At 51.9% G+C, this 22,340-nt stretch carries 17 protein-coding genes; 12 read left to right on the top strand and 5 right to left on the bottom strand.

Annotated features, from left to right (window positions below; genetic code table 11):
* Nucleotides 1-448: 448 nt before the first annotated feature.
* Both CRO74_RS12815 and CRO74_RS12810 read left to right on the top strand, forming a co-directional pair.
* Nucleotides 449-700 carry a hypothetical protein gene (locus tag CRO74_RS12815; protein ID WP_144035908.1) on the top strand — a complete coding sequence of 84 codons (252 nt, stop codon included), beginning with the start codon at nucleotides 449-451 and terminating at the stop codon, nucleotides 698-700.
* A 193-nt stretch (nucleotides 701-893) separates the two neighbouring features.
* Nucleotides 894-1,736 carry an endonuclease/exonuclease/phosphatase family protein gene (locus tag CRO74_RS12810; RefSeq protein WP_097126446.1) on the top strand — a complete coding sequence of 281 codons (843 nt, stop codon included), beginning with the start codon at nucleotides 894-896 and terminating at the stop codon, nucleotides 1,734-1,736.
* Between the two features lie 256 nt (nucleotides 1,737-1,992).
* Here the strand turns inward: CRO74_RS12810 and CRO74_RS12805 are convergent, their stop codons facing one another.
* Nucleotides 1,993-3,693 carry an amidohydrolase gene (locus CRO74_RS12805; RefSeq protein WP_097126445.1) on the bottom strand — a complete coding sequence of 567 codons (1,701 nt, stop codon included), beginning with the start codon at nucleotides 3,691-3,693 and terminating at the stop codon, nucleotides 1,993-1,995.
* Nucleotides 3,694-4,014: 321 nt separating this feature from the next.
* Here CRO74_RS12805 and CRO74_RS12800 point away from each other — a divergent pair, with 321 nt between their 5' ends.
* From CRO74_RS12800 to CRO74_RS12790, 3 genes are all read left to right on the top strand, one after another.
* The gene (locus CRO74_RS12800; protein ID WP_097126444.1) at nucleotides 4,015-4,431 is read left to right on the top strand and encodes a hypothetical protein; all 417 of its coding nucleotides are present in this window, start codon (nucleotides 4,015-4,017) and stop codon (nucleotides 4,429-4,431) included.
* 175 nt (nucleotides 4,432-4,606) lie between these two features.
* Complete coding sequence (locus CRO74_RS12795) at nucleotides 4,607-5,824, top strand: NADP-dependent isocitrate dehydrogenase (protein ID WP_097126443.1); 1,218 nt, start codon at nucleotides 4,607-4,609, stop codon at nucleotides 5,822-5,824.
* Nucleotides 5,825-6,020: 196 nt separating this feature from the next.
* Nucleotides 6,021-6,428 carry a Dabb family protein gene (locus tag CRO74_RS12790; protein WP_097126442.1) on the top strand — a complete coding sequence of 136 codons (408 nt, stop codon included), beginning with the start codon at nucleotides 6,021-6,023 and terminating at the stop codon, nucleotides 6,426-6,428.
* Nucleotides 6,429-6,476: 48 nt separating this feature from the next.
* Here CRO74_RS12790 and CRO74_RS12785 read toward each other — a convergent pair whose 3' ends face one another.
* Both CRO74_RS12785 and CRO74_RS12780 read right to left on the bottom strand, forming a co-directional pair.
* On the bottom strand, nucleotides 6,477-6,983 hold the full coding sequence (locus CRO74_RS12785) for a SixA phosphatase family protein (protein ID WP_097126441.1): 507 nt from the start codon (nucleotides 6,981-6,983) through the stop codon (nucleotides 6,477-6,479).
* A gap of 191 nt (nucleotides 6,984-7,174) precedes the next feature.
* On the bottom strand, nucleotides 7,175-7,981 hold the full coding sequence (locus tag CRO74_RS12780; protein WP_097126440.1) for a 3-keto-disaccharide hydrolase: 807 nt from the start codon (nucleotides 7,979-7,981) through the stop codon (nucleotides 7,175-7,177).
* 123 nt (nucleotides 7,982-8,104) lie between these two features.
* Here CRO74_RS12780 and CRO74_RS12775 point away from each other — a divergent pair, with 123 nt between their 5' ends.
* The 3 genes from CRO74_RS12775 (at nucleotide 8,105) to CRO74_RS12765 (ending at nucleotide 12,710) form a co-directional block, all read left to right on the top strand.
* Nucleotides 8,105-9,991, top strand: coding sequence for a 3-keto-alpha-glucoside-1,2-lyase-like domain-containing protein (locus tag CRO74_RS12775; protein ID WP_097127093.1), 1,887 nt, complete (start codon nucleotides 8,105-8,107; stop codon nucleotides 9,989-9,991).
* 15 nt (nucleotides 9,992-10,006) lie between these two features.
* Nucleotides 10,007-12,019 carry a c-type cytochrome gene (locus tag CRO74_RS12770; protein ID WP_097126439.1) on the top strand — a complete coding sequence of 671 codons (2,013 nt, stop codon included), beginning with the start codon at nucleotides 10,007-10,009 and terminating at the stop codon, nucleotides 12,017-12,019.
* Nucleotides 12,020-12,311: 292 nt separating this feature from the next.
* Nucleotides 12,312-12,710, top strand: coding sequence for a T9SS type A sorting domain-containing protein (locus CRO74_RS12765; RefSeq protein WP_097126438.1), 399 nt, complete (start codon nucleotides 12,312-12,314; stop codon nucleotides 12,708-12,710).
* A 174-nt stretch (nucleotides 12,711-12,884) separates the two neighbouring features.
* Here CRO74_RS12765 and CRO74_RS12760 read toward each other — a convergent pair whose 3' ends face one another.
* Nucleotides 12,885-13,952 carry a PLP-dependent cysteine synthase family protein gene (locus CRO74_RS12760; RefSeq protein WP_097126437.1) on the bottom strand — a complete coding sequence of 356 codons (1,068 nt, stop codon included), beginning with the start codon at nucleotides 13,950-13,952 and terminating at the stop codon, nucleotides 12,885-12,887.
* 88 nt (nucleotides 13,953-14,040) lie between these two features.
* Entirely contained in the window at nucleotides 14,041-15,177 is a 1,137-nt protein-coding gene (locus tag CRO74_RS12755) for a TlpA disulfide reductase family protein (protein WP_097126436.1), read from the bottom strand.
* A gap of 158 nt (nucleotides 15,178-15,335) precedes the next feature.
* On the opposite strand from CRO74_RS12755, the gene CRO74_RS12750 reads away from it, so the two are divergent.
* The 4 genes from CRO74_RS12750 to CRO74_RS12735 all read left to right on the top strand — a co-directional run bounded on the left by CRO74_RS12750 (nucleotide 15,336) and on the right by CRO74_RS12735 (nucleotide 22,271).
* The gene (locus CRO74_RS12750) at nucleotides 15,336-16,076 is read left to right on the top strand and encodes an RNA polymerase sigma factor (protein ID WP_245877837.1); all 741 of its coding nucleotides are present in this window, start codon (nucleotides 15,336-15,338) and stop codon (nucleotides 16,074-16,076) included.
* Nucleotides 16,073-17,191, top strand: coding sequence for a FecR family protein (locus CRO74_RS12745; protein ID WP_097126434.1), 1,119 nt, complete (start codon nucleotides 16,073-16,075; stop codon nucleotides 17,189-17,191). The genes CRO74_RS12750 and CRO74_RS12745 overlap by 4 nt, the downstream gene beginning before the upstream one ends.
* Nucleotides 17,192-17,354: 163 nt before the next feature.
* Entirely contained in the window at nucleotides 17,355-20,597 is a 3,243-nt protein-coding gene (locus tag CRO74_RS12740; protein ID WP_179830186.1) for a SusC/RagA family TonB-linked outer membrane protein, read from the top strand.
* A gap of 24 nt (nucleotides 20,598-20,621) precedes the next feature.
* Nucleotides 20,622-22,271 (top strand): RagB/SusD family nutrient uptake outer membrane protein, encoded by a 1,650-nt coding sequence (locus tag CRO74_RS12735; RefSeq protein ID WP_097126432.1) that lies wholly within the window; start codon nucleotides 20,622-20,624, stop codon nucleotides 22,269-22,271.
* Nucleotides 22,272-22,340: the final 69 nt, after the last annotated feature.

Here is a 22,340-nt window from a genome sequence, read left to right as displayed (position 1 = left end):
GATACAAAGATAACAGTTTCTGGTGGGCGTTTTTACAGAGAAATACTAGCAAGCCCTACTTATGCGTTATTTTCTGGAAGCCAATTTGTTATAGTGTTCATGTAAGCATGAAAAAGGGTCAGTAGTGTAGAAGATCAACCTGTTTATTCAATCGACAAAATAATAGTTGGCCAACTAGCGGATAAGGTTTCAAAAAGTTGGAATCTGATTCGAACAAACTAAAAAAGAGCACTTATTTTAAAACCATTGAATACAACTATATGATGCAATAATACTATTCTATATATTTGTAATGAATGCATTATCATTTGCAGGGATTACGAATAAGGTACTCTACTAATTCCTAACCTATTGCCTCATGAAAACTTACTTAACGACAATAAAATCAGGCGTTTTAGCTCTCTTTCTAGTTGCAGCCTGCCCGTTTATTTCATCACAAACTACAGCAATGCCGTCTCGAAACGCATTTACTGCTGCGTCAATAAACGCGAATGCACCCTTGATTGATACCCAGGCTCGACCCGCTAAGCTGGAGAAAGACGCTGTGCTGGTGCGCAATGTCCCGAATAAAGCTGAACCCGTAGCCCCCGCAACGGCACCCAAAAAGACCGAAGAAAAAAAGACGATCAGTCGGTGCTGGAAACGGCTGATGAATATGGCTCGCGAAATACGACACGCCCATACGAACAGCAAAAAATAACATCCGTCCATTAACACCAGAATGCCCCTCAGTCTGAACCGTCTGAGGGGCATTTTCGCTTTATGACAGGTATTCTGAAGATCGCCCGACTGGTAGAATTAAATTCATTTTTGATTTATAGGGTAAGGCGTTCCCTTACCAGTACTCTTTACCTCATCTATCAAGATTACCAATCTGTTTAAACTCGACTGAAATGCGCGTACTGATTTTTTCCTTCCTGTGTAGCTTTTTGCTTACACAGACCACCTTTGCTCAAAAAGACACACCTATCAACGTGGCGACCTATAACCTCCGCTACAACAATAAAGGCGACGGCATTAACGCCTGGCCAAATCGAAAGGAAAATGTGAAAGCTCTTATCCGATTTCATGAGTTCGATCTGTTCGGCACGCAGGAAGCCCTGCGTGATCAGTTAAATGATGTAGCCGAACTCACTGAATTCGCTTTTTTGGGAGCCGGTCGGGATGATGGTAAAGAAGCGGGTGAACACTCCGCTATCTTCTACAGAAAAGATCGGTTCAAGCCTTTGCAGTCCGGCAACTTCTGGCTCAGCGAAACACCCGACAAGCCCGGTAAGGGCTGGGACGCCACCTGCTGCAACCGAATTTGCTCATGGGCGAAACTGAACGACTTGAAAACGAAGAAAGACTTCTACTTTTTTAGCGTTCATTTCGATCACCAGGGTGTCGAAGCCCGTCAGCAGTCGGGTAAACTGATGGTTGAGAAGATTAAGGAGATTGCAAAGAACACGCCGGTCATTCTTGTGGGCGACTTAAATTCAACGCCGGAAACCGAGCAGGTGAAAACCATTCAAACTTTACTGAACGATACGCATAATGTAACAAAAATGCCCCCCTATGGTCCAGAAGGCACCTTTAACAGCTTCAAGTTCGATGCGCCAATGGACAATCGCATCGACTACATCTTCGTCAGTAAGCAATTCGATGTCCTGAAATACGGTGTTCTGACCGACGCCAAAGAACAACGCTACCCCTCCGATCACCAGCCGGTAGTGGCGAAAGTTATGTTGAAGTAAATTTTAGTAAACAATGGCCAGCCCCAGAAGCAAATGTCTGAATATCAATTAATTAGTTGGATCAATTTTTGTTATCCCGACGCAGGAGGGATCTTCGGTAAGATAGAATGATCACTCTCGACCGAAGATCCCTCCTGCGTCGGGATGACAAAATTGAGTTTTGTTTAATTATTGAGCAAGCCGTAACGACACCACCAACACATAACAAAAAAGCGCCGAGTCAGCTCGTCGCTTTTTTGTTGTAATGGCCAATAACCTACTCCGACCTTGATGAACCTGCCTTAGCCGCATTTGACTTTTCAATGGCTTTCTTCACGGCTTCGCGTTGGTCGTCCCGCACGGTTGGATACTTGATGCCCAACTGCTCCAGGTACGTCTTGAATTTGGCCGGATTGTAGTAGAACGGTTCCAGTTTGGGCTTAAACTCGGCCATAATCTTTTTGTTGAGATAAATGGCCGGTTGCTCCTTGGGCGAAATCAGCGGTTCGTACTTTATATCTTTTGTCTGCTCGTCTTTGTAATACGCCCATGCCTCTTTCAGGACCTCTGGCTTCAGTAACAGATCCAGTAAGGTCATGGCCTCCGCTTTGGCACCATACACGATTCCTTTGTGCGCAATGGGCGTGGCCATCGAAATAGCATTGGCCCAGTGGTGGCCCGGCAGACCGGGAATATTGCTGGGGTAACGCAGTACAATGGTCGGCAGCGACCAGGAAATGTCGGCAATATCATCGGAACCGCCCCCCATTGGCGTCATCGCCTGACCACCCATCATGACCACCGGGGCCGACGAAGTAGGCATCCCCATTGAGTCCAGATTCGTAGCCAGACCTTCCATCTTCGGGGCCTGTAGTTCAAGCTGGGAAGCGCGGGCCAACAGTTGATCCTCCTCCGACCAGGTGGGTAAGCCTACCTTTTTGATGTTGTCATAGGCCGCAGCTGCAATAACCCGGTTAGTATGCACCGGCCAGGCCGACCCAAGAATTTCGTACGTGAACTTGGTATCGGTCATCAGGGCTGCCCCTTCGGCAATTTTCACCCCCGTTTCGAACAGCTTCTTAATTTTCGGATAAGTCCGCTCGCGAAAGTAGTACCAGACGGCGGCTTTGGACGGCACCACGTTGGGCTGATCGCCCCCATCCGAAATGACGTAGTGTGAGCGTTGGGTTAGCTCCAGGTGCTCGCGCCGGAAGTTCCAGCCGATGTTCATCAACTCGACGGCATCCAGAGCGGAACGACCGCGCCAGGGGGCACCAGCCGCGTGGGCCGCCTGCCCTTCGAAGTTGAAGCGTACAGAAACGAGTCCGTTGTTGCCATTATCGCCCCAGGAAACGGCGAGGTTATTACCCACGTGGGTGAAGATACAGGCGTCTACATCTTTAAAATATCCATCCCGCACATAGAATGCTTTGGTGCCAACGAGTTCTTCGGCAACCCCCGGCCAGAGCATGAGCGTACCGGGAATCTTCTCCCGCTCCATCAGCTTCTTCACCGCCAGAACGGCCACGATGTTCAAGGCCTGTCCCGAGTTGTGGCCTTCGCCGTGGCCCGGTGCCCCTTCTACAATGGGTTCTTTGTAAGCCACGCCGGGTTTCTGGCTGGCTTTCGGAATACAGTCAATATCGGAGCCCACCGCAATCAGGGGTTTGCCCGATCCCCAGGTAGCGATCCAGGCGGTAGGAATACCGGCAATGCCTTTCTTGACAGTGAAGCCTTCTTTTTCCAGTAGGGTTGTCAGGTACTTGAACGACTCTTCTTCCTGAAAACCCAGTTCAGCAAAGCTGAAGAGCATGTCGTTGATTTGCTGAGCCTGTACGGCGTTGGCCTCTACAGCGGCCACCGCTTCGGCTTTAAGTTTGTCTATTTTATCTACGCCCTTTGTTGCTTTTTTTCCCTGCCCGAAGACCAGCGTCGGCAGCAGCAACACGGCGAATAGAAGATTTGTACAGTATTTCATAGATAACACAAAATTTTATGAGGTATTAAAGGGTATTATTTTATAAAAATAAGGAAATGCATCTATTTCTACGAACATCAATTTTCAATTTCAAACCTCTATTTTTTTAACATTAGCCCAACGTACAGCATAAATATGGACAGCAACCAACTTGACTTAGCTTCCATCATGAATGTCTACAGGTAAGCGAAAAAGATACCGCATGTAAACTTAGACTTACCGTTCGTGAACTGACCGGCTCACAGCTACTTTTCCTAACTAGCTTTATCCTGAAAACCCGCCCCAATAGCGATTTCTATCCACACCTATTTTTACACACCCATGAAATCTATTCCTTTTCCCTGTCTTCCTCTGTTGGCATTTATGGCTTTTACCGGTTGGGTTCAGCACTCGCCGGATTACACCGAAACCCTTACGGGGGTGTATACCATGACCTATATGAATTGGAACGGCGATATAGCCCGTATGCCGGAACCCGGCTTTTCGGGCTCTGTTCGGATGACCAAACGAGATAATACCCACCTCGACATGACCTTTTCGATTAAAGCACATGGCAACGGCAAGACCATAGACGAAACATCGGACCCACAAACGGTAGAACTAAGACCCGGCCACGGTATGTCCTTTTTTCTCTATGAGAATAGGGTGAAGCTGGGGACCATTTCGCCCAAAGCTATCTCGATAAAAACGGTCACGGAGACCGGTGCGGGTGTCGTGGAAATTAAAGCCTGGCGGTAGAGGAGCAGGTTGCCCTTTCGGGTGCGTAACGTAATTGCTTCTAACTACGTGTTTTTTAATCTGGCAAGCAAGGCCATTCACAAAGCCAGTGGATAGGAAGTACCCATGTTTAGGCTAGATTCACTACTTTTGCGGGAAGTTTTGTATCGTTTTCAATCGTTTATAATCAAGTCAAATGGAAAAAATTAAAGTGGCAAATCCGGTTGTCGAACTGGATGGCGACGAAATGACCCGTATCATCTGGAAATTCATTAAAGACAAGCTGATTCTGCCCTACCTTGACCTTGACATCAAGTACTATGATCTGGGTATCGAGTACCGCGACGAAACCAATGACCAGGTAACGATTGATGCGGCTAATGCCATTAAAGAATACGGTGTTGGTATCAAATGTGCTACCATCACTCCCGACGAAGATCGCGTTAAAGAGTTCAACCTCAAGCAGATGTGGAAGTCGCCTAACGGTACAATCCGCAATATTCTGGACGGTACGGTGTTCCGTGAGCCTATCGTGATGAACAACGTACCCCGTCTGGTAACCAACTGGAAATACCCCATCATTGTGGGTCGGCATGCCTTTGGTGATCAGTATCGGGCAACGGATTTCTTAGTACCCGGCAAAGGAAAGCTGACCATGAAATTCGAAGGTGAAGACGGTACCGTACTCGAATACGACGTATTCAACTTCCCCGGCGCGGGTGTTGCTATGGGTATGTACAATCTGGACGACTCGATCCGGGGTTTTGCCAAAGCCTGTTTCAACATGGCTATGCAAAAAAACTGGCCACTGTACCTCTCGACCAAAAACACGATCCTGAAAAAATACGACGGTCGTTTCAAGGATATTTTCCAGGAAATCTACGACGCCGAATTTACCGGTAAAGTGCATTACGAACACCGCCTGATCGACGACATGGTTGCCTCGGCCCTGAAATGGGAAGGTAACTTCGTATGGGCCTGCAAAAACTACGATGGCGACGTTCAGTCGGATACCGTAGCGCAGGGCTTTGGTTCGCTGGGGCTGATGACCTCGGTACTGGTTACGCCCGATGGCAAGACGATGGAAGCCGAAGCCGCTCACGGTACGGTTACGCGTCACTATCGCGAATACCAGAAAGGCAACAAAACCTCGACCAACCCAATCGCGTCGATCTACGCCTGGACGCGTGGTCTTGCCTTCCGTGGTCAACTAGACGGTAACCAGCCCCTGATCGACTTCGCTAACGCGCTCGAAGCTGTTTGCGTAGAAACCGTTGAAAGCGGCAAAATGACGAAAGATCTGGCCCTGTCGGCCTATCCCGTAGGCACGAAGCTAACGGCTGGTGAGCATTACATGAACACCGAAGATTTCCTCGACGCGCTGGACACGAACCTGCAGGCGAAACTAGCTTAATCCGAACCGGGATTTATTTGATTTTTCTGATTGCCATGATTCTGATAACCAAACAAGAGATTTGGTAACGCAGATGCGAAGCATCTAAAAAATCATGGCAATCAGAAAAATCAAATAAATCCCGGTTCAGATACGTGCCGCCCCATAGTAGGGCGGCACTTTTTTTACCTTTTGCCTCTAAACCTGTAATCACTTTATGAAATACATTCTGACTATCGCCATGCTGTCGTTGTTCACGCTGACAACGTACGCGCATACGCCAACCGAGGAACCTCCTGTCAAAAAAATGAAAAGCTCTTCTGTTCAGCACATTGTGCTCTTTAAGTTCAAGCCCGAAACAACAGCGGCTAAAGTGAAAGAGATCGTAGCCGCTTTCGAAGCGTTGCCGTCGCAGATCAAGGAAATCAAAGGATTCAAATGGGGTACAAACAACAGCCCCGAGAACCTCAACAAAGGCTTGACGCACGCGTTCATCCTGACTTTCGATAACGAGAAAGACCGGGATGCCTACCTGCCCCACCCCGCTCACAAAGCGTTTGGCGGCATCGTTGGTGCTTGGCTAGCCGATGTGACCGTAGTTGATTTTACGGATCAGGCGAAGTAAGATTCTACCTTGTACCAAACAGCATTCTGCTGTCTGGTTTCTATTACCTTACGGTGCCGTCTGCTGGCCGTAGGTTGTGGCCACGAACGTGACCGACCTGCGGAACGGCCCGTGGTGCCTGGTTACCCGAAAGAGGTTATCAAAATCTCCCGACTCAATTTTGGCAAGTGTCGGTTTTGCGCCGAGGCCACGGGCAATTTCCAGAATGGTGTTGCTGTGCCCAACAACCAGTACTTTTTTTCCGCGTATCGTTTTGACCCGGTTAACGATGGCTTCGGTTGGTTTAGGTGCGTAATCGACAACGGGAACACCAATGTGTTTGGCAAGCGCCTGAGCCGTTTGACGCGTACGGTAATAGGGTGTGGAAAAGATGGAGTCGATGCCCGCCTTGCCCAACGTCTCAGCCAGTGCAGCCGCTCGTACATAACCGGCGGGCGTAAGGTCGGTGGTATCCGTCTCGTTCACCTTTTCGGCATGACGAACGATGTAAACCGTTGTGGTTGAACAGGCTGTTGAGATGATAATCAGAAAAATAAAAAGCGTAAGTAAGCGCATAGTGTGTGTTTATTTATAAAACGTACCTACGGGTTTCAACCCGTATTATGAGGTAAATAATAGAGATTTTTAGCCTAATAGTCACCTTAATACGGGTTAAAGCCCGTAGGTACGACAAACAATAATACAAAAAAGCCCCCGGCATTACCGGGGGCTCTTACTGACTGGTCAGTCAATTTGGGTGTTTTCGCTTACAATTCGCGAATCCAGATGTTACGGAAACCAACCGGGTTGCCGTGGTCCTGCAACAGAATTGGACCGGCTCCGTGTGGCTGCACTTTAGGATAACCGATGTACTCGGTCGTACCGCGAATGGCCGCATGGTTCTGTACCAGAATGCCATTGAGCAATACGGTTACGTAAGCATAATCGGTCATCAAACCGGCTTTGTTGAAGCGGGGAGCCTGATAAATGATATCATAAGACTGCCATTCGCCCGGTTTACGGCTCGGGTTAGCCAGAGGAATCGTCTGCTTGTAGATTGAGCCCACCATACCATCTACGTAGGTTGGGTTGTTGTAGTTGTCAAGCACCTGCAACTCATACCGGCCCTGCAAAAAGATACCGCTGTTGCCCCGGCCCTGCCCATTTCCTTCAACTTTTTCGGGAGTTTTAAACTCCAGGTGAAGCTGGAAATCATTGAATTCCTTTTTCGAGCGGGCCGAGAACCCTTTGGTCGAGTACAGGACACCGTCGGTAACCGGCCATTTCAGCGGGCCTTCATTGGTTTTTTCCCAGCTAGACGGTGCATAGCCTTTGATAGCTACCCACTCGTCGGCGTTTTTGCCATCGAACAGCACAATCGCGTCGGATGGGGGCGTAATGCCGCTGGTGTTGGCGGTAACTGTACCGGGTGTAACAACGGGAGGTACGGGCTCCCATATTTCGGTAGACTGTGGTGTTTGTTTGGAAGGTTCAGGCTGAGCCTGAGCTTGATTTGACAAAGCAAGACTAACGATACCGACGCAGACCGCCAGCGATAAATGTACGTTTTTCATGGAAAATGTTTCGGGTTAATGCCTTTGCATAATAAACGTTCAAAGATAGGGTAAATGTCAATTAGCAGTCTTTTACACGGAAAAAATGTAATTTCGACCTTCAAAACTTCTTTTCTTAGTCTCATGGTAACCCCACCTCTTACAGCCCGCTTTACCTGGCTGCTGAGCGCTGGCTGGGCCTTTGGTCTCGGATTGGCAATGGCCCAACCCGCACCTGCTCCCGGCATCTCGCTTCCGCTCAACGATTTGAGTGCCTTTTCGTCGCCAGCACCCAACTGGCGTATCGTTGGCACCGTTCGTGCCGACCTTAATAAACCCAATACCCTGACAACCGACAAAGGCACGGGTGTTCTGGCCAATATTCCGCTGGCAAAGATGCCCGACGACCCTAAGGTACCGTACAAATACGATCTGCTCACGACCCTGCAACATGGGGATATAGATTTGGAATTCGATTACATGATGGCGTCGCAGTCCAACTCAGGCGTGTATTTACAGGGTCGCTACGAGATTCAGCTACGCGATAGCTGGGACATTCGTACCCCCAACGTGCATGACAACGGGGGCGTTTACGAACGTTGGGACGACAAACGCCCCGAAGGGCAGAAAGGCTACGAAGGCCATGCCGCTCGTCAGAATGCCAGCCGTGCCCCCGGCTTATGGCAGCACATGAAGATCTCGTTCCAGGCCCCCCGCTTTAACGCTAACGGGCAGAAGACCGAAAATGGCCGTGTGATTCGGATCGAGCTGAACGGTGTTCCCATTCAGGACGACGTTGAGTTGACCGGCCCAACGCGCGGTTCGCTCTTTGCCGATGAAAAACCCCTCGGTCCGCTCCGCATCCAGGGCGATCATGGCGCGGTGGCCCTCCGTAACATCCGGTACGTATCCTACGACAAACCCCGGCCCGAACTGCTGAATTTAAAGTACGCCGTCTATAAAGGGAAATACGAAAAAGAACCTGACTACGATAAAACAGCACCCGAATCGGAAGGGGCCACTAAAGTACTTACGGCCTCGGTAAACCGTATTCCGAACGAATTTTTGATTCGCTATACCGGTACCCTGCGCGTATCGGAACCCGGCGAGTACCGCTTCAACCTGGGTGCTCCGGGGGGCGGTGGCATGCTTAAGATCAACAACCAGGTGGTAGTTGCGCCCGGTGGCCGAAATGGTAACGGAAAAGTAACACTGGCTAAAGGCGACCTTCCTTTCGAACTGTTCTACTCTAAATTCATGGATTGGGCCCAGCCTGCGCTTGGTCTAACCGTAGCCGGGCCGGGTGTTCGTGAATTCGTGATCAGCGAAGGTGCGGGCAGCAACGGCGAGGAGGTCGACCCGATTATTATCGACGCGCCCAACAACACCGTTCTCCGTAGCTTTATGGATATGCCCGGTGAGAGAAACACACAAGGACGCACGCTCCGTGTCGTGCATGCTATTTCGGTGGGCAGCCCTGAGCAGGTACATTATACCTACGATCTGGATAAAGGCGCACTGGTACAGGTTTGGCGGGGTATGTTTCTGGACGCTACGCCCATGTGGCACGACCGGGGCGATGGCTCCTCCCGGCCAATGGGTATGGTACAGCGGCTGGGTGCCCCCGTACTTTTCCTGAGCAAACTGGCTTCCCCACAAGCCGCCTGGACGGCCGATACAACCGGCTCCGGCTACCGCCCCAAAGGGTATGTGCTGGATGAAAGCGATCGGCCCACGTTCCGCTACCAAAGCTACGGTTCGTCGGTCGATGACAAAATCCGGGTGTTGGCCGGCGGGAAAGGCGTTCAGCGAGAAGTGACTATCACGAACCCGGCGGGCGACCTTTACGCACGGCTGATCAGCGGGGCCAGTATTACGCCCGTCGAAAACGGCATGTATCTCATTGACGGGCAGGAGTACCTCCGCATCGACGACGCAGCCGGTGCCAAACCAACCATTCGCGATGCCAACGGTCGGCAGGAGTTGATCGTACCAGTCAAAGGCAAAGTCATTTACTCAATCTTGTTCTAATCGATAGGAACGCTGATGAAAAAGCTATTTATATCTCTGCTCGCTGCGGCTTCCTTCACGGTAGCCATGGCCCAGGAATCGCCGAAGGAAGAGGATTTCTTCAAGATTCTGAAAGTAACCGCCCCAGAGGGTACACTCCTCGAAGTGGGCGGCTTAACGACGCTGCCCGATGGTAGTGTGGGCGTTGCCACCCGTCGGGGTGATGTCTGGATCATTGAAAACCCAACCAGCCGCAAACCCTTTTTCCGCAAGTTTGCCTCGGGATTGCACGAAATTCTCGGCCTGACCTACAAGGACGGTGCTCTTTTTTGCGCACAGCGCGGAGAGCTTACCAAACTGATCGACTCAGATAAAAACGGGAAAGCCGATATTTTCGAGACGGTTTACGCTTGGCCTTTGTCGGGGCACTACCACGAATACAGCTTCGGGCCGAAGATTGCACCCGATGGCAAGTTCTTCGTAACGGGCAACGTGGCCTTCGGCGACGAAGAGTGGTGGCGGGGTGAAAGTCGTGTCCCTTGGCGCGGCTGGACAATGAAAATCGGTGAAGACGGCACAATGCAGCCCTGGGCTACCGGCATGCGCTCGCCCTGCGGACTGGGCATCTACGAAGGTGAACTCTTCTACAGCGACAATCAGGGCGAATGGATGGGCTCCGGCGGTATTTTCCACGTTAAGAATGGCTCGTTTACGGGGCACCCGGCGGGTTTGCGCTGGACCGGCATGGCCAACTCGCCCGTTAAACTCACCACCGAACAGTTCGTCGCCAAGATTGACGAACGGCGTCGGCGGGATGAAAACGGCCGGGCTATCAAACCCGAAAACGTAGTCAATGAAACGCCTACCCTGCTGTATGGCCTGAAAGACATGTTCCCGAGCGTAGACGTTCAGACGCCTGCCGTTTGGTTACCTCACGGCATTCTGGGTATCTCGAACTCCGAAATTCTGCAAATCCCGGACGGTGCATTTGGCCCGTTTTCGGGACAACTGCTGGTGGGCGATCAGGGTATGAGCAAAATCTCGCGCGTATTTATGGAAAAAGTGAACGGCGAGTACCAGGGTGGTGCCATTGAATTCCGGAACGGATTCCGTTCGGGTGTGCTGCGGATGGCGTTTGCTAAAGATGGCTCGCTGTTCGTTGGCGAAACCAACCGGGGCTGGGGTTCGGCCGGGGAAGCGAATGATGGGTTACAGCGTGTAGCCTGGAATGGTGCCATGCCCTTCGAGATGCGTACCGTGAAAGCCATGCCCGATGGGTTCGAGATCGAGTTCACAAAACCCGTCGATCGGAAATCGGCCGAAGATCTGGCGTCGTACCGGGTCGAGAGTTTCCTGTATAAATACCATGCCGTTTACGGTAGCCCAACCATCAACAAAGAAGCCCTGCCCCTCAAAGGCGTGAAGGTATCGGCCGATGGTATGAAAGCCCGTTTGATCGTTGGCGACATGCGGAAATTCTACATCCACCAGTTAACACTGGACGGTGTTCGCGGGGTCGAAGGGTCATATTCACTCGTTCACCCGATTGCGTATTATACACTGAACAACATTCCAACGGGCGAGAAACTGGCTATGAGCGAGGTGAGTACGAAAAACTCAGCCGCTGTACCAGCTACCGCACCAGCAGCACCAGCCGCAACGGACAAAAAAGCCATGCCCGCGAAAGGTGCCAAAACCACCACAGGAGCCAAACCAAAGCTCGTAGAGGGCCAGGCGGTAACGATGGCCAAAGCACCTACTTACGACCAGGTAAAAGGCTTGCTTACCCGCCACACCTGTTCGGCCTGCCATCAGGCCAACAAGCGGCAGGTTGGTCCGGCTTTCGCCGATGTTGCCAAACGTAAATACACCAACGACCAGATTGTGGACTTGATCTACAACCCCAAGCCCCAGCACTGGCCCGAATACGCTACCGAAATGCCGCCTATGCCGCAGGTCCCTAAAAACGACGCGCTGAAAATTGCCGCCTGGATCAACTCCCTGTCGGCCAGCAGCGGCAGCGAATCGCCCGGCGCACCAAAGCCTTAATTGGCTTCGAAACAATTTAGACAGATAAGGGCTCGTGAGGGCCCTTATTTTTTTGTAATACCACCGGATATACCTGCCTGTACGGCTTACCAAAACCGACAGGGACGGTTCGACGCATCGACGGTTGATATTACACCATTCCCTCAGGCAAATAATATTTCGTCCACTCATCCAGTAGAACAACCGCTCCAGTAGTTTGCATTACATAGTACCAGCTGTAGCCTATATCTTTGTTTCACCAATCGGGAATAACCCGACTCGCTTTTAACTCAAAACACTAAAACATAAAATCATGAAAACGCTCATCAAATCTTTCGCCTTAGCTCTTTCTTTAGCTGTTGTTACTTCTGCTGCCACCTTTAGCGAAGCTAAACCAATTGGCCGTCCATCGCACGTTGCTTCTTATCAGTCGGCCATGTATACGTCGGTAGATGGCAAACTGAACATTGCTCTCGACAAACAAACCGGCGGTACCGTTAATATTAACCTGAAAGGCGCTGATGGTAAAGTATTGTTCACTCAGCGCGTCGGCAAAAATGAAAGCAAGTTCCGGACACGGCTGAACCTGAGCGAATTGCCCGATGGCGTTTATCAGGTCGAAATCACGAACGGTGTTGAAACGAAATCACAAAACATCACCATCTCCACGCAACAACCCCAGGCACCGGCTCGCCAGATTGCCGTCAAGTAAACAACAAACCTTCCTCTTAAATCTAAAAACCTCGCCTGTGCTGAACGGGCGAGGTTTTGTTTTGGCGATATATATTTCTTGTGGTGATGACGGTTCTCTGCCGTGGTGGCGGGTTCTTCAACCTGACATCACAGTAAGTCTATGACCATACCCAACGACTACCTCTCACCCTAATCAAAAAACACCCGGCCGTCCAACCAATAAACGGCTGATGGGCCGATAGTCGGTGAACTCAATGTGGGGAGCAACGTAACCCGGCTTGATGGGTTCTTCCCGAACCAGATCCGTACTCAGGTATTTCTTGTTACTGTCGCAGAGGATCGTGACCACGCGGGCATCGGGACCCATTTCATTTTGCAGGTTGATGGCCCCGATCAGGTTGGCCCCGGACGAAATGCCCACCGCCACACCAAGCTGCACCGCTAGTTTCTGCGCCACCAGAATAGAATCGCCGTCGTTGGCCTGTACGATATGGTCCAGTTCGTTCAGTTTCAGAATATCAGGAATAAACTCGTCGAAAAAGCCCTGAATCCGGTGTGTTCCGGTCTTATGCCCCACCGACAACGTTGGTGACTCGGCGGGTTCGAGTGGGTGGATACGGATGTCGGGTTTGCGAGATTTGAGGTAACGCCCTACGCCCATTACCGTGCCGCCGGTGCCTACCCCAGCCACAAAGGCATCGGGCGTAATGTCTACGCTCTGGAGTTGCAGCCAGATCTCCTTACCCGTCGTCAGTCGGTGGGCGTCGGCATTGTATTTATTGGCGAATTGCCGTGGTAAAAAAACGTTCGGATCGCTGGCGGCCAACTCCTCCGACCGGCGAATGGCTCCCATAAACCCGCCCTCTTCTTTGGTAAACAGCACAATGTCGGCACCAAGGCTCCGGATGATGTCGATCCGTTCCTGACTGATACCGGCGGGCATGATAATGGTAACGGGATGACCCAGCGCCCGCCCTACTGCCGAAAACGCAATGCCTGAACTGCCGCTGGTGGCTTCCACAATCCGATCGCCGGGTTTGATATTACCCTCCCGATACGCCTGATGAAGCACGTGCAGCGCCATCCGGTCTTTCATGCTGCCCGTCAGGTTGTAATGTTCGCACTTGACGTAGAGCGACCGGGGCTGGCTCTGGTAGGTATAAAACAACTCCAGCATCGGCGTGTTGCCAACCAGGTGCCAGAGGTGTTCAAATTTCTCCTGAATGGCCGGTTTAATGGTGGTTTCGATCGGTGAAATCATGGGGTATAAAAAAGTTACCCGCCGGGTGTGTCAACCAGTGCGGGTAATGTAAGGAATTGATAAAGGACAACGCTAACTTAATCAGCCTCTAAGGTTTTGCGACCAGAATTTCTTCCAGCTTCTTCCCCAACGCTTCGCCCCGAACATTTTTAGCGACAATTCGACCGTCAGGGCCAATCAGAAAGTTTTGCGGAATAGACCGCACGCCGTACTGTTTGGCGACTTCATTATCCCAGAATTTGAGGTCCGACACCTGCGTCCAATCCAGCCCATCTTTATGAATGGCTTTCAGCCAGGCCTCTTTCGCCGTTGGCCGGTCGAGGGAAACGCCCAGCACGGTGAAGTTTTTGTCTTTATACTGATGAAAGTTCTTTACCACGTTCGGGTTCTCCTGCCGACAGGGGCCGCACCAGCTCGCCCAGAAATCGACCAGCACATATTTGCCCTGGAAACTGCTCAACGACACGGCTTTTCCCAACGTATCAGCCTGCGTAAATTCGGGGGCCATCGCCCCCACCGACGTAGCTTTAGCAATGGCGAGGGTTTTGGCGTATGCTTTCCCGGTCTCACTCGTCTTGAGTGACTCAGTCAGGCCATCGAACATCGGTCCAACTTCGGTATAGTCCGGTATGTAATCGTACTGCTGTAACGTATTCAGGCTCACCAGCGAATTCGGATTTGCGAGAATAAACTGCTTTTTGGCCTTCTTCTGTTCGGCTTCGATGGCTTCGTAGCGTTTATCCAAGGTTTCTTCAAACTCCCTGGACTTCTTCTGCTCCGGGCTGGCCGACCGGTATTCTTTCATCAACTGCGCCATTTTGGTCGAAGCCGGTTTAAGCAGGGCCATCAGCTTCTGGTTATCGGCGTTCAGGGGTGTACCGCTGATGACTGCGTTTTCCAATGAGTCGGGGCTGGTTACGGCAATGGTACCCGGTTCGAGGTAAACGGCCGCAGCGGTAATGGGGCGGTTTCGGCTAAAACCCGTTCCGAGTTTATCGACAAAAAGCGTTGCCTGCATGGGCGTAGCGACTTTTCCGTTGAAAGAAAACGTCCCATTCTGAATCTGGGCGGAGTCCATCCTGGCCGTACCGCTCTCCATATAGCGCAGATAGGCTTTGGCAGGGGCTTTGACACCGGCCAGCTTTCCATTGAGTGTATAGGTTCCAATCTGTGCCCAAAGCATCGACGGACTCAGAAGCAGTGCAGTCACGAAAAAGCGTTTCATAGTTGCCTGATTTAGTGTAAGGCTTAAAAATAGCGGAAAAAGGGCAGTTATGCCCCACCTCTCACAAAAACAGGGCACACGGTTTTCGGCTGGATGAGCCTGATTTGTTAAAGTGAATTCGGCAATCTTTAAATAAATCGTGAAAAAATTGAATATATGTGAGTATCATATCCATTTCATCGTCTATTGGTGCTAAAGAACGAAATCGATCACAGCGTTCTGTACACTTCAGTCTCTACGTTTACCGCATTATGTTGAGCCCACAGGTTGGCACTACTCAGAAAGTGTATGCGCATCACGAAGCTGAAACCCAACTTTGGCAACAGTTCAGGCAGGGCAGTGAGTTGGCTTTTGAGAAATTGACAAACTACTTCTACCGTGATCTTCATTTCTACGGAAGTCGGTTCACGCCCGATACCGATTTGTTGAAGGACTGTCTACAGGACCTTTTTGTCGATTTATGGGTCTACCGACACAAGGTGATGGACACGGATTACATTAGGCCGTATCTGTATAAATCGCTTCGCCGGAAAATTTACCGCGAGGTTACCCGCCAGGCCAATCATATCTCGGACGACACCCTGCCGTTCGACGAAGTGAGCACCAGCGACCCCACCGCCGAACACACGCTGATTCAGACCGAACTATCTGAATACCAGTCGACCCGGCTGAATAAATTACTCGAACGCCTGTCGGCCCGGCAGCGGGAAGCCATTCACTTAAAATTCTACGCTGAGTTGAGTAACGAAGAAATTGCCGACATCCTGAGTGTCAATAAACAATCGGTGGCCAATCTTCTGCATAGGGGATTGAGCCGCCTGCGCGATGACTGGCCTTCGCTCTTGTCGGTTATCGGTATTTGGTGTATCCATCGGCTGCTCTCCTTGTTGCAACTATGAATAACTACGAAACCTACACGACCGAAGACTTCCTGCTCGATTCCTGGTTTCTGGCCTGGGTGAAGCACGGCCAGCCGGAAGCCCGGCAGTTTTGGGAAAACTGGCAACAGCAATACCCGGCTCAGCGGGCTACGTTGCTATTAGCCAAGGACATGGCCGAAGCGTTGAAGAATCGGCCAATCAGCCTGACGGACGAGCAAGTTCAGCTGGAGGTTACCCAAATCACCCGGCTGACCCGCCGGTTGCCAACCCTTGAAGTCAGGAGGCCTTTTTCGTTTATTCGTACCCGTTCGTTCTGGCCGATCGCGGCAACGGTCGTTATCCTCGTTGCCGGTAGCTGGGTGTTCTGGAAATTTTCGGGTACGACCGCGCCAAACAAGCTGTTCACGGCCCGACAATCACGCCCAGGTCCGGGCGCAGATTGGGTAAACCAGTTGAATGAAACATCTCAGCCTGTAGCCATCCAGTTGCCCGACGGAAGCCGCCTGACGCTGGCTCCGCATAGTCAGGCTAGTTATCCGCGAACGTTTAGCCAGACCCAGCGACAGGTGCAGCTCCGGGGCGAAGCCGTCTTTGCCGTTGTTCATGATAGTAGCCGCCCATTTCTGGTTGTCAGCGGCCCCTTAATTACCCGCGTGCTCGGGACTCGTTTTCGGGTGCGGGCCATGCCCGACGACCCACAGATTACGGTGAGCGTACAAAGTGGCAAGGTATCGGTCTATAGCCAGCGGGATCTGGCCAATGCCCACCGTCGGCATGTGCCGGATGTGCCGGGCGTTGTTCTGACGGCCAATCAGCAGGTTGTTTATCGGGCCGAACAGGGTGCTTATCAGAAAGAACTAGTTACCAAACCAAGTCTGATCAACCCGTCTGAACCCGCCGAACAATTTGATTTTCAGGATAGCCCGGTAGCGGATGTTTTCAGTCGGCTCGAAAAAAGCTATGGCATTTCGATAACCTACGATGCATCCGTTTTTCGTCCCTGTACCGTTACGGCGTCGCTGGCGGGGGTTCCGCTGCATGACCAGCTCAAGCTTATTTGCGCATCGATTGGTGCTACTTACGAAGTGGTCGATACGCACATTGTGGTCAGCGGGAAGGGCTGTTTGTCGTAAAAAAGGAAAATCCCGACCTGCTGCGAACAGGCCGGGACATAATGACCGATCAGGTACAGCTTGGGACCTAAACTGATCGGGGTACTATTCCTGTGTCCAGAAACAAGTAAACCCAGTTAAAAGTATGTTTAAAATTTTAAACCACGAAACCGCGGTTTTTCTCATGAAGGTTTCGCTCATGCAGCTTATACTAACCGGCTTGCTGATGAATACAGCATTGGCGTCTCATGCCCAGGAACTACTGGAGCAGCGGGTAACGATCCGGCAGGAAAATACCACCGTTCGACAAGTGCTTTCGACGCTGGAAAAAACAGCGCACATCAAATTTGTTTACAGTCGCGAAGTGGTTAAAGCCGACCAGAAGATAACGGTCTCGGCAACTAACGAGCGGCTGGGCGCACTGCTCGACCAGTTTCTGAGGCCTTTGCAGATTGGTTATGTCGTTACCGGCAATCAAGTGGCCCTTGTTCGTACTTCTTTTACTCCCGGTGATGATGCTGCCGTTACAAAGTCATTCACATCTCCATCGGCCGAAAGCACCGATCAGATCATCACCGGAACCGTTAGGGATGAAAAAGGCGAAACGCTGCCCGGCGTAAGCGTAACCCTCAAAGGCACGCAGAAAGGCACAACGACCGATGCCAAAGGTGATTTTCGACTGAGTATCCCGGATGAGCGCAATGCTGTACTGGTTTTCAGCTATGTCGGCTATATATCCCAGGATAAAGCCATTGGAAATTTGACCGTACTGAACCTGACGATGGAGGTCGACAAGAGGTCCCTCGATGAGGTGATTGTGGTGGGTTACGGCACCCAGAAAAAAAGCGATTTGACCGGATCTGTGGTAGCCATCAGTAAAGAACGACTAACCCAACTGCCTAACACCAACATTGCCCAGGCCTTGCAGGGGTCCATTCCGGGTATCCAGATCAACACCAACGGGGGCGGAGCCGAACAAAACGACGTCTCCATTGTGGTGCGGGGCCGTAGCTCCATCAGCGCCAGTAATGCGCCCCTGATCATTCTCGACGGAATTCCCTACACGGGCGGCATTTCCGACATCAACCCCTCCGACATTGCCGCTATCGACGTGCTGAAAGATGCGTCGGCAGCGGCCATCTACGGCTCACGCGGCTCGAACGGCGTTATTCTGGTAACGAGCAAACAGGGTCAGAAAGGCAAGCTGTCCATTTCGTACGATGGTTTTTACGGCATTCAGCAAATTGCCAACAAACCCAATTTGTTGTCGGGAGCGGAGTTTTACGCCTTCAAGAAGAGCCGCGCCAATACGCCCAGCACGTCCATGACACCCTCCGAAGAAGCCGTGTATCAGTCCGGGCAATTTGCCGACTGGTATTCGCTGGCAACCCGGCAGGGCTGGCGGTCGCAGCACAGCCTGAACGTGTCGGGTGGCTCAGACAAAGCCGCATTCTATATCGGGGCAACCTACCTCAACGTGGGTGGCGTGGCCATCAACGATCAGTATAAACGGTATACCCTCCGTCCCAACCTGGATGTAAAAGTGACGCCCTGGCTTACCTTCTCCTCAGCCTCGCAATTATCGTTTCAGGACCGAAGCGGCCTGTCGGCCGACTTTTCGGGGCAGCAGGGTGCCAATTTCATGAACCCGCTCACCACGCCTTACAATACCGACGGTACCCTGACGGTCTATGCCTGGCCGGAATACAATCTGGCGGCTAATCCGCTGGGGGCGACGCTGGCGCGAAGTGTGAATAATGTGTACCGGATTTTTACAACCAACTCGCTGAAAGTCGACCTGCCGTTTGTGCCGGGCCTGTCCTATAAAATCAACACGGGGGTTGAATACCAGACCGATGTACGCCGGACCTATTACGGACGGGATACCCGAACGGGCTACGAAAACAAAGGGCAGGCTACCAATGTCAACGGGCAGCAGCGCAACTACACGGTCGAAAATATACTGACCTACGGCCGCAGTTTTGGCAAACATAGTGTGAATCTGACAGGGCTCTACAGCAGTCAGAGCGCCGACCTCGAAGAGCAGCAAATTACGGGCGTCGGCTTCCCCAACGATGTGCTGACCAACTACCAGATGAACACGGCTACGCTGCTCACGCCTACTTCGAATTACTCGAAGCAGAATCTGGTGTCGCAGATGATCCGGGTCAATTACAACTACGACAGCCGTTATTTGCTGACCCTGACCACTCGTCGGGATGGCTACTCGGGCTTTGGCTTCGACCGGAAGTACGGCACGTTCCCATCCGTAGCGGTGGGCTGGAATATTGCCCGCGAAGGATTCATGAGCGGGGTTAATGCCCTCACAACCCTCAAGCTGCGGGCCTCTTACGGGCTCAACGGCAACCAGGCCGTATCGCCCTATCAATCGCTGGCAACGCTCACAACCCGCTCGTATCTGAGCGGCACAACGGTACTGCCCGGCTACGTCCCCTCGCGGCTGGCCAATGAACAACTGGGCTGGGAATCGACCAAATCGACCAACATTGGCCTTGATTTTGGGCTGTTCGGCAACCGCATACAGGGCAGCATCGATGTGTATTCGAAACAAACGAAAGACCTGCTGCTGAACCGGATCATTTCGTCGGTGCAGGGCTTCAATAAAGTGATTCAGAATATTGGCAAGACGGCTAATAAAGGCATCGAGATCGGCATCACGTCCACCAACGTCAATCACAATGGGTTTATGTGGACGACCAGCGCCAATGGGTCGTATAACGTCAACAAGATCGTTGATCTGTACGGCGATGGAAATGACGATCTGGCGAATGGCTGGTTCCTGAACCGCGCGGTTCGCACAATTTACGACTACCAGTACGACGGTATTTTCCGGTCGACGGATGAAGTAGCGGCTTCGCCACAAAAGACAGCTCAGGCGGGGTATGTTCGAATAAAAGACGTGAATGGCGATGGCAAGATCGACGCGGCAGACCGTACGTTTCTGGGCAACCAGGACCCGTATTACCTCTATGGCTTAACCAATATGGTTAGTTACAAAGGGTTTTCGCTGATGGTGTTCATTCAGGGTGTGGCCGGTTCCACGAAAGAAAATCCGCTGGTGCAGGACGGCGTCTTTATCGATGTTCGGCGGAATACCACCCGCAAGGACTGGTGGACACCGCAGAACCCCAATGCCACCCACTGGGCCAACGATGCCAACGCCAACCTGCTGAACATCAGCGTCTACGAGAGCACCAGCTTTGCCCGATTGAAAGACGTATCGCTGGCGTATCAGGTACCGTCTACGCTCCTGAAACGGCTGAACATGACCAATCTGAAGTTCTACGTATCGGGCCGGAATCTGGCCACCTTCACGAAGTACAAAGGGCTGGACCCCGAGATTGTCAATCAGCTGGACATTCCGTTGCAGCACGAACTGCTGTTTGGTGTCAACATCGGCTTATAACCCTTCATTCCTGTAGCAACTACCATGAAACGATATAAACTTTATTTACTTACCCTGCTTTTCGCTGGTCTGACGACGAGCAGTTGCAAAGACAGTTACCTGACCGAGCAACCCCTGAACATCATTGCGCCCGACAATCTGTACGTCAACAAGGCAGGCTTTGAAGCGGGTCTGTACGGTCTCTATGGCCTGGTCCGGCGCGAACGGGCGGGTATCGGCAGCACCTCGTCGGGTTCGATCGACCTCTCCAACGACCTTGCCAGTACGGCAGCAATGGTGGGCGTTGATAATGCATTTAGCCTGTTTCCGGCCAGTGGAGCGCCCGAACAGGTGTTTAATGAGTTCGGGATTTTACTCAACTCTACGAATCCCTACGTGCGGAGTGTTTGGGAGTGGCTGTATCAGGTTATCAATGCCGCCAACACCATCATCGACCGGTCCGGGAATCCCGCCATCAACTGGTCGGCCACCGAAAAAGCCCAGATCGTGGGCGAAGCCCGGCTGATTCGTGCCTGGGCCTACCGCCACCTGACGTTTCTGTACGGCGATGTGCCGCTGAACATCAGGGAATCGACCGGGGCTACCATCCGTACCGACTGGGAGCGGACGCCGGTTGCCGATGTTCGCAAACAGATGGAGGCCGACCTGCTGTTTGCCGAAACAAACATGGCCGAACTGGCCCCGCTCGAAGGCCGTATGCCCCGCGCCGTAGCGACGCACTATTTGGCCGAACTGTACCTGACGACCGGCGACAACGCCAGCGCCAAAGCAAAAGCGCAATCGCTCATCAGCAATCCCCTGTATAAACTGGTCACGGCGCGTTACGGTGTCCGCAAAGCGTTACCCGGTACGGCTTTCACCGATATGTTTATCGACGGAAACACCAACCGAAGCCAGGGCAATACCGAAGCACTCTGGGTGGTCCAGAACGAGTATCTGTCGGCGGGTGGGGAAAACAACATCCTGCGTCGCTGGTGGGTGAACCGCTACGACCGTATTTCGGTGGGGGGCAAAACGCCCGTTACCTTTTCGGTTGATAACGGCGGCCGGGGCATTGGCCGATTCGGGATTACCCGCTTCGGCCTGAGTCTGTATGGTACGGGCGATGAACGGGGTTCGTACCATGCCCTTCGGTTATTCTGGCTCATGAACAACGCGGCTTCGCTACCCACCGGAGCCAAGCTGGGCGACACCGTCCGGACGGCGCAAACCGGTCTGGAATCGCTGAATAACCAGAACTGGCCCAACACCCGCAAGTGGGACTGGGCACCGGCCGTAGCCGAAGATGTGCAGCAATCGTCTACCTACAACGATCAGATGTATTTGCGTTTAGGCGAAACATACCTGCTGCTGGCCGAAGCACAGTTAAAGTTAGGCGAAACAGACAATGCCGCAGTGACTATAAATACTTTACGAACACGCGCCAAAGCCAAACTCATTACAGCCGCGGACTTGTCGCTGGATTTCATTCTCGATGAACGATCCAGGGAGCTAATTACGGAAGAACATCGGCGGTACACCCTGATCCGAACGGGCAAATGGCTGGAGCGTACGAAAAAATACAACGCCCTGGCAGGCAATAAAATCACCGAACGCGACCAGTTGCTGCCCATCCCCCAATCGGTCATCGACGCAAACCTGACCCGGAAAATGGCGCAGAATCCGGGGTATTAGGGGAGTGGATTTCATAGTGATCTACCCCACAGCAGCGGCCGTGGGGTACTTTGCCACAAAACAATTCCA

Origin of the sequence: Spirosoma fluviale, from assembly GCF_900230225.1 — a bacterium.
Taxonomy (GTDB): domain Bacteria; phylum Bacteroidota; class Bacteroidia; order Cytophagales; family Spirosomataceae; genus Spirosoma; species Spirosoma fluviale.
Note: the sequence above shows the minus strand (reverse complement) of the source record. Positions and strands in the feature narration are given on the sequence as shown.

Coding starts and splice junctions, on each gene's coding strand:
- CRO74_RS12765 (WP_097126438.1), top strand. CDS start 12,312: ATGAAAACGCTCATCAAATCTTTCGCCTTAGCTCTTTCTTTAGCTGTT.
- CRO74_RS12780 (WP_097126440.1), bottom strand. CDS start 7,981: ATGAAAAACGTACATTTATCGCTGGCGGTCTGCGTCGGTATCGTTAGT.
- CRO74_RS12740 (WP_179830186.1), top strand. CDS start 17,355: ATGAAGGTTTCGCTCATGCAGCTTATACTAACCGGCTTGCTGATGAAT.
- CRO74_RS12795 (WP_097126443.1), top strand. CDS start 4,607: ATGGAAAAAATTAAAGTGGCAAATCCGGTTGTCGAACTGGATGGCGAC.
- CRO74_RS12775 (WP_097127093.1), top strand. CDS start 8,105: ATGGTAACCCCACCTCTTACAGCCCGCTTTACCTGGCTGCTGAGCGCT.
- CRO74_RS12815 (WP_144035908.1), top strand. CDS start 449: ATGCCGTCTCGAAACGCATTTACTGCTGCGTCAATAAACGCGAATGCA.
- CRO74_RS12755 (WP_097126436.1), bottom strand. CDS start 15,177: ATGAAACGCTTTTTCGTGACTGCACTGCTTCTGAGTCCGTCGATGCTT.
- CRO74_RS12805 (WP_097126445.1), bottom strand. CDS start 3,693: ATGAAATACTGTACAAATCTTCTATTCGCCGTGTTGCTGCTGCCGACG.
- CRO74_RS12810 (WP_097126446.1), top strand. CDS start 894: ATGCGCGTACTGATTTTTTCCTTCCTGTGTAGCTTTTTGCTTACACAG.
- CRO74_RS12770 (WP_097126439.1), top strand. CDS start 10,007: ATGAAAAAGCTATTTATATCTCTGCTCGCTGCGGCTTCCTTCACGGTA.
- CRO74_RS12745 (WP_097126434.1), top strand. CDS start 16,073: ATGAATAACTACGAAACCTACACGACCGAAGACTTCCTGCTCGATTCC.
- CRO74_RS12800 (WP_097126444.1), top strand. CDS start 4,015: ATGAAATCTATTCCTTTTCCCTGTCTTCCTCTGTTGGCATTTATGGCT.
- CRO74_RS12790 (WP_097126442.1), top strand. CDS start 6,021: ATGAAATACATTCTGACTATCGCCATGCTGTCGTTGTTCACGCTGACA.
- CRO74_RS12735 (WP_097126432.1), top strand. CDS start 20,622: ATGAAACGATATAAACTTTATTTACTTACCCTGCTTTTCGCTGGTCTG.
- CRO74_RS12760 (WP_097126437.1), bottom strand. CDS start 13,952: ATGATTTCACCGATCGAAACCACCATTAAACCGGCCATTCAGGAGAAA.
- CRO74_RS12785 (WP_097126441.1), bottom strand. CDS start 6,983: ATGCGCTTACTTACGCTTTTTATTTTTCTGATTATCATCTCAACAGCC.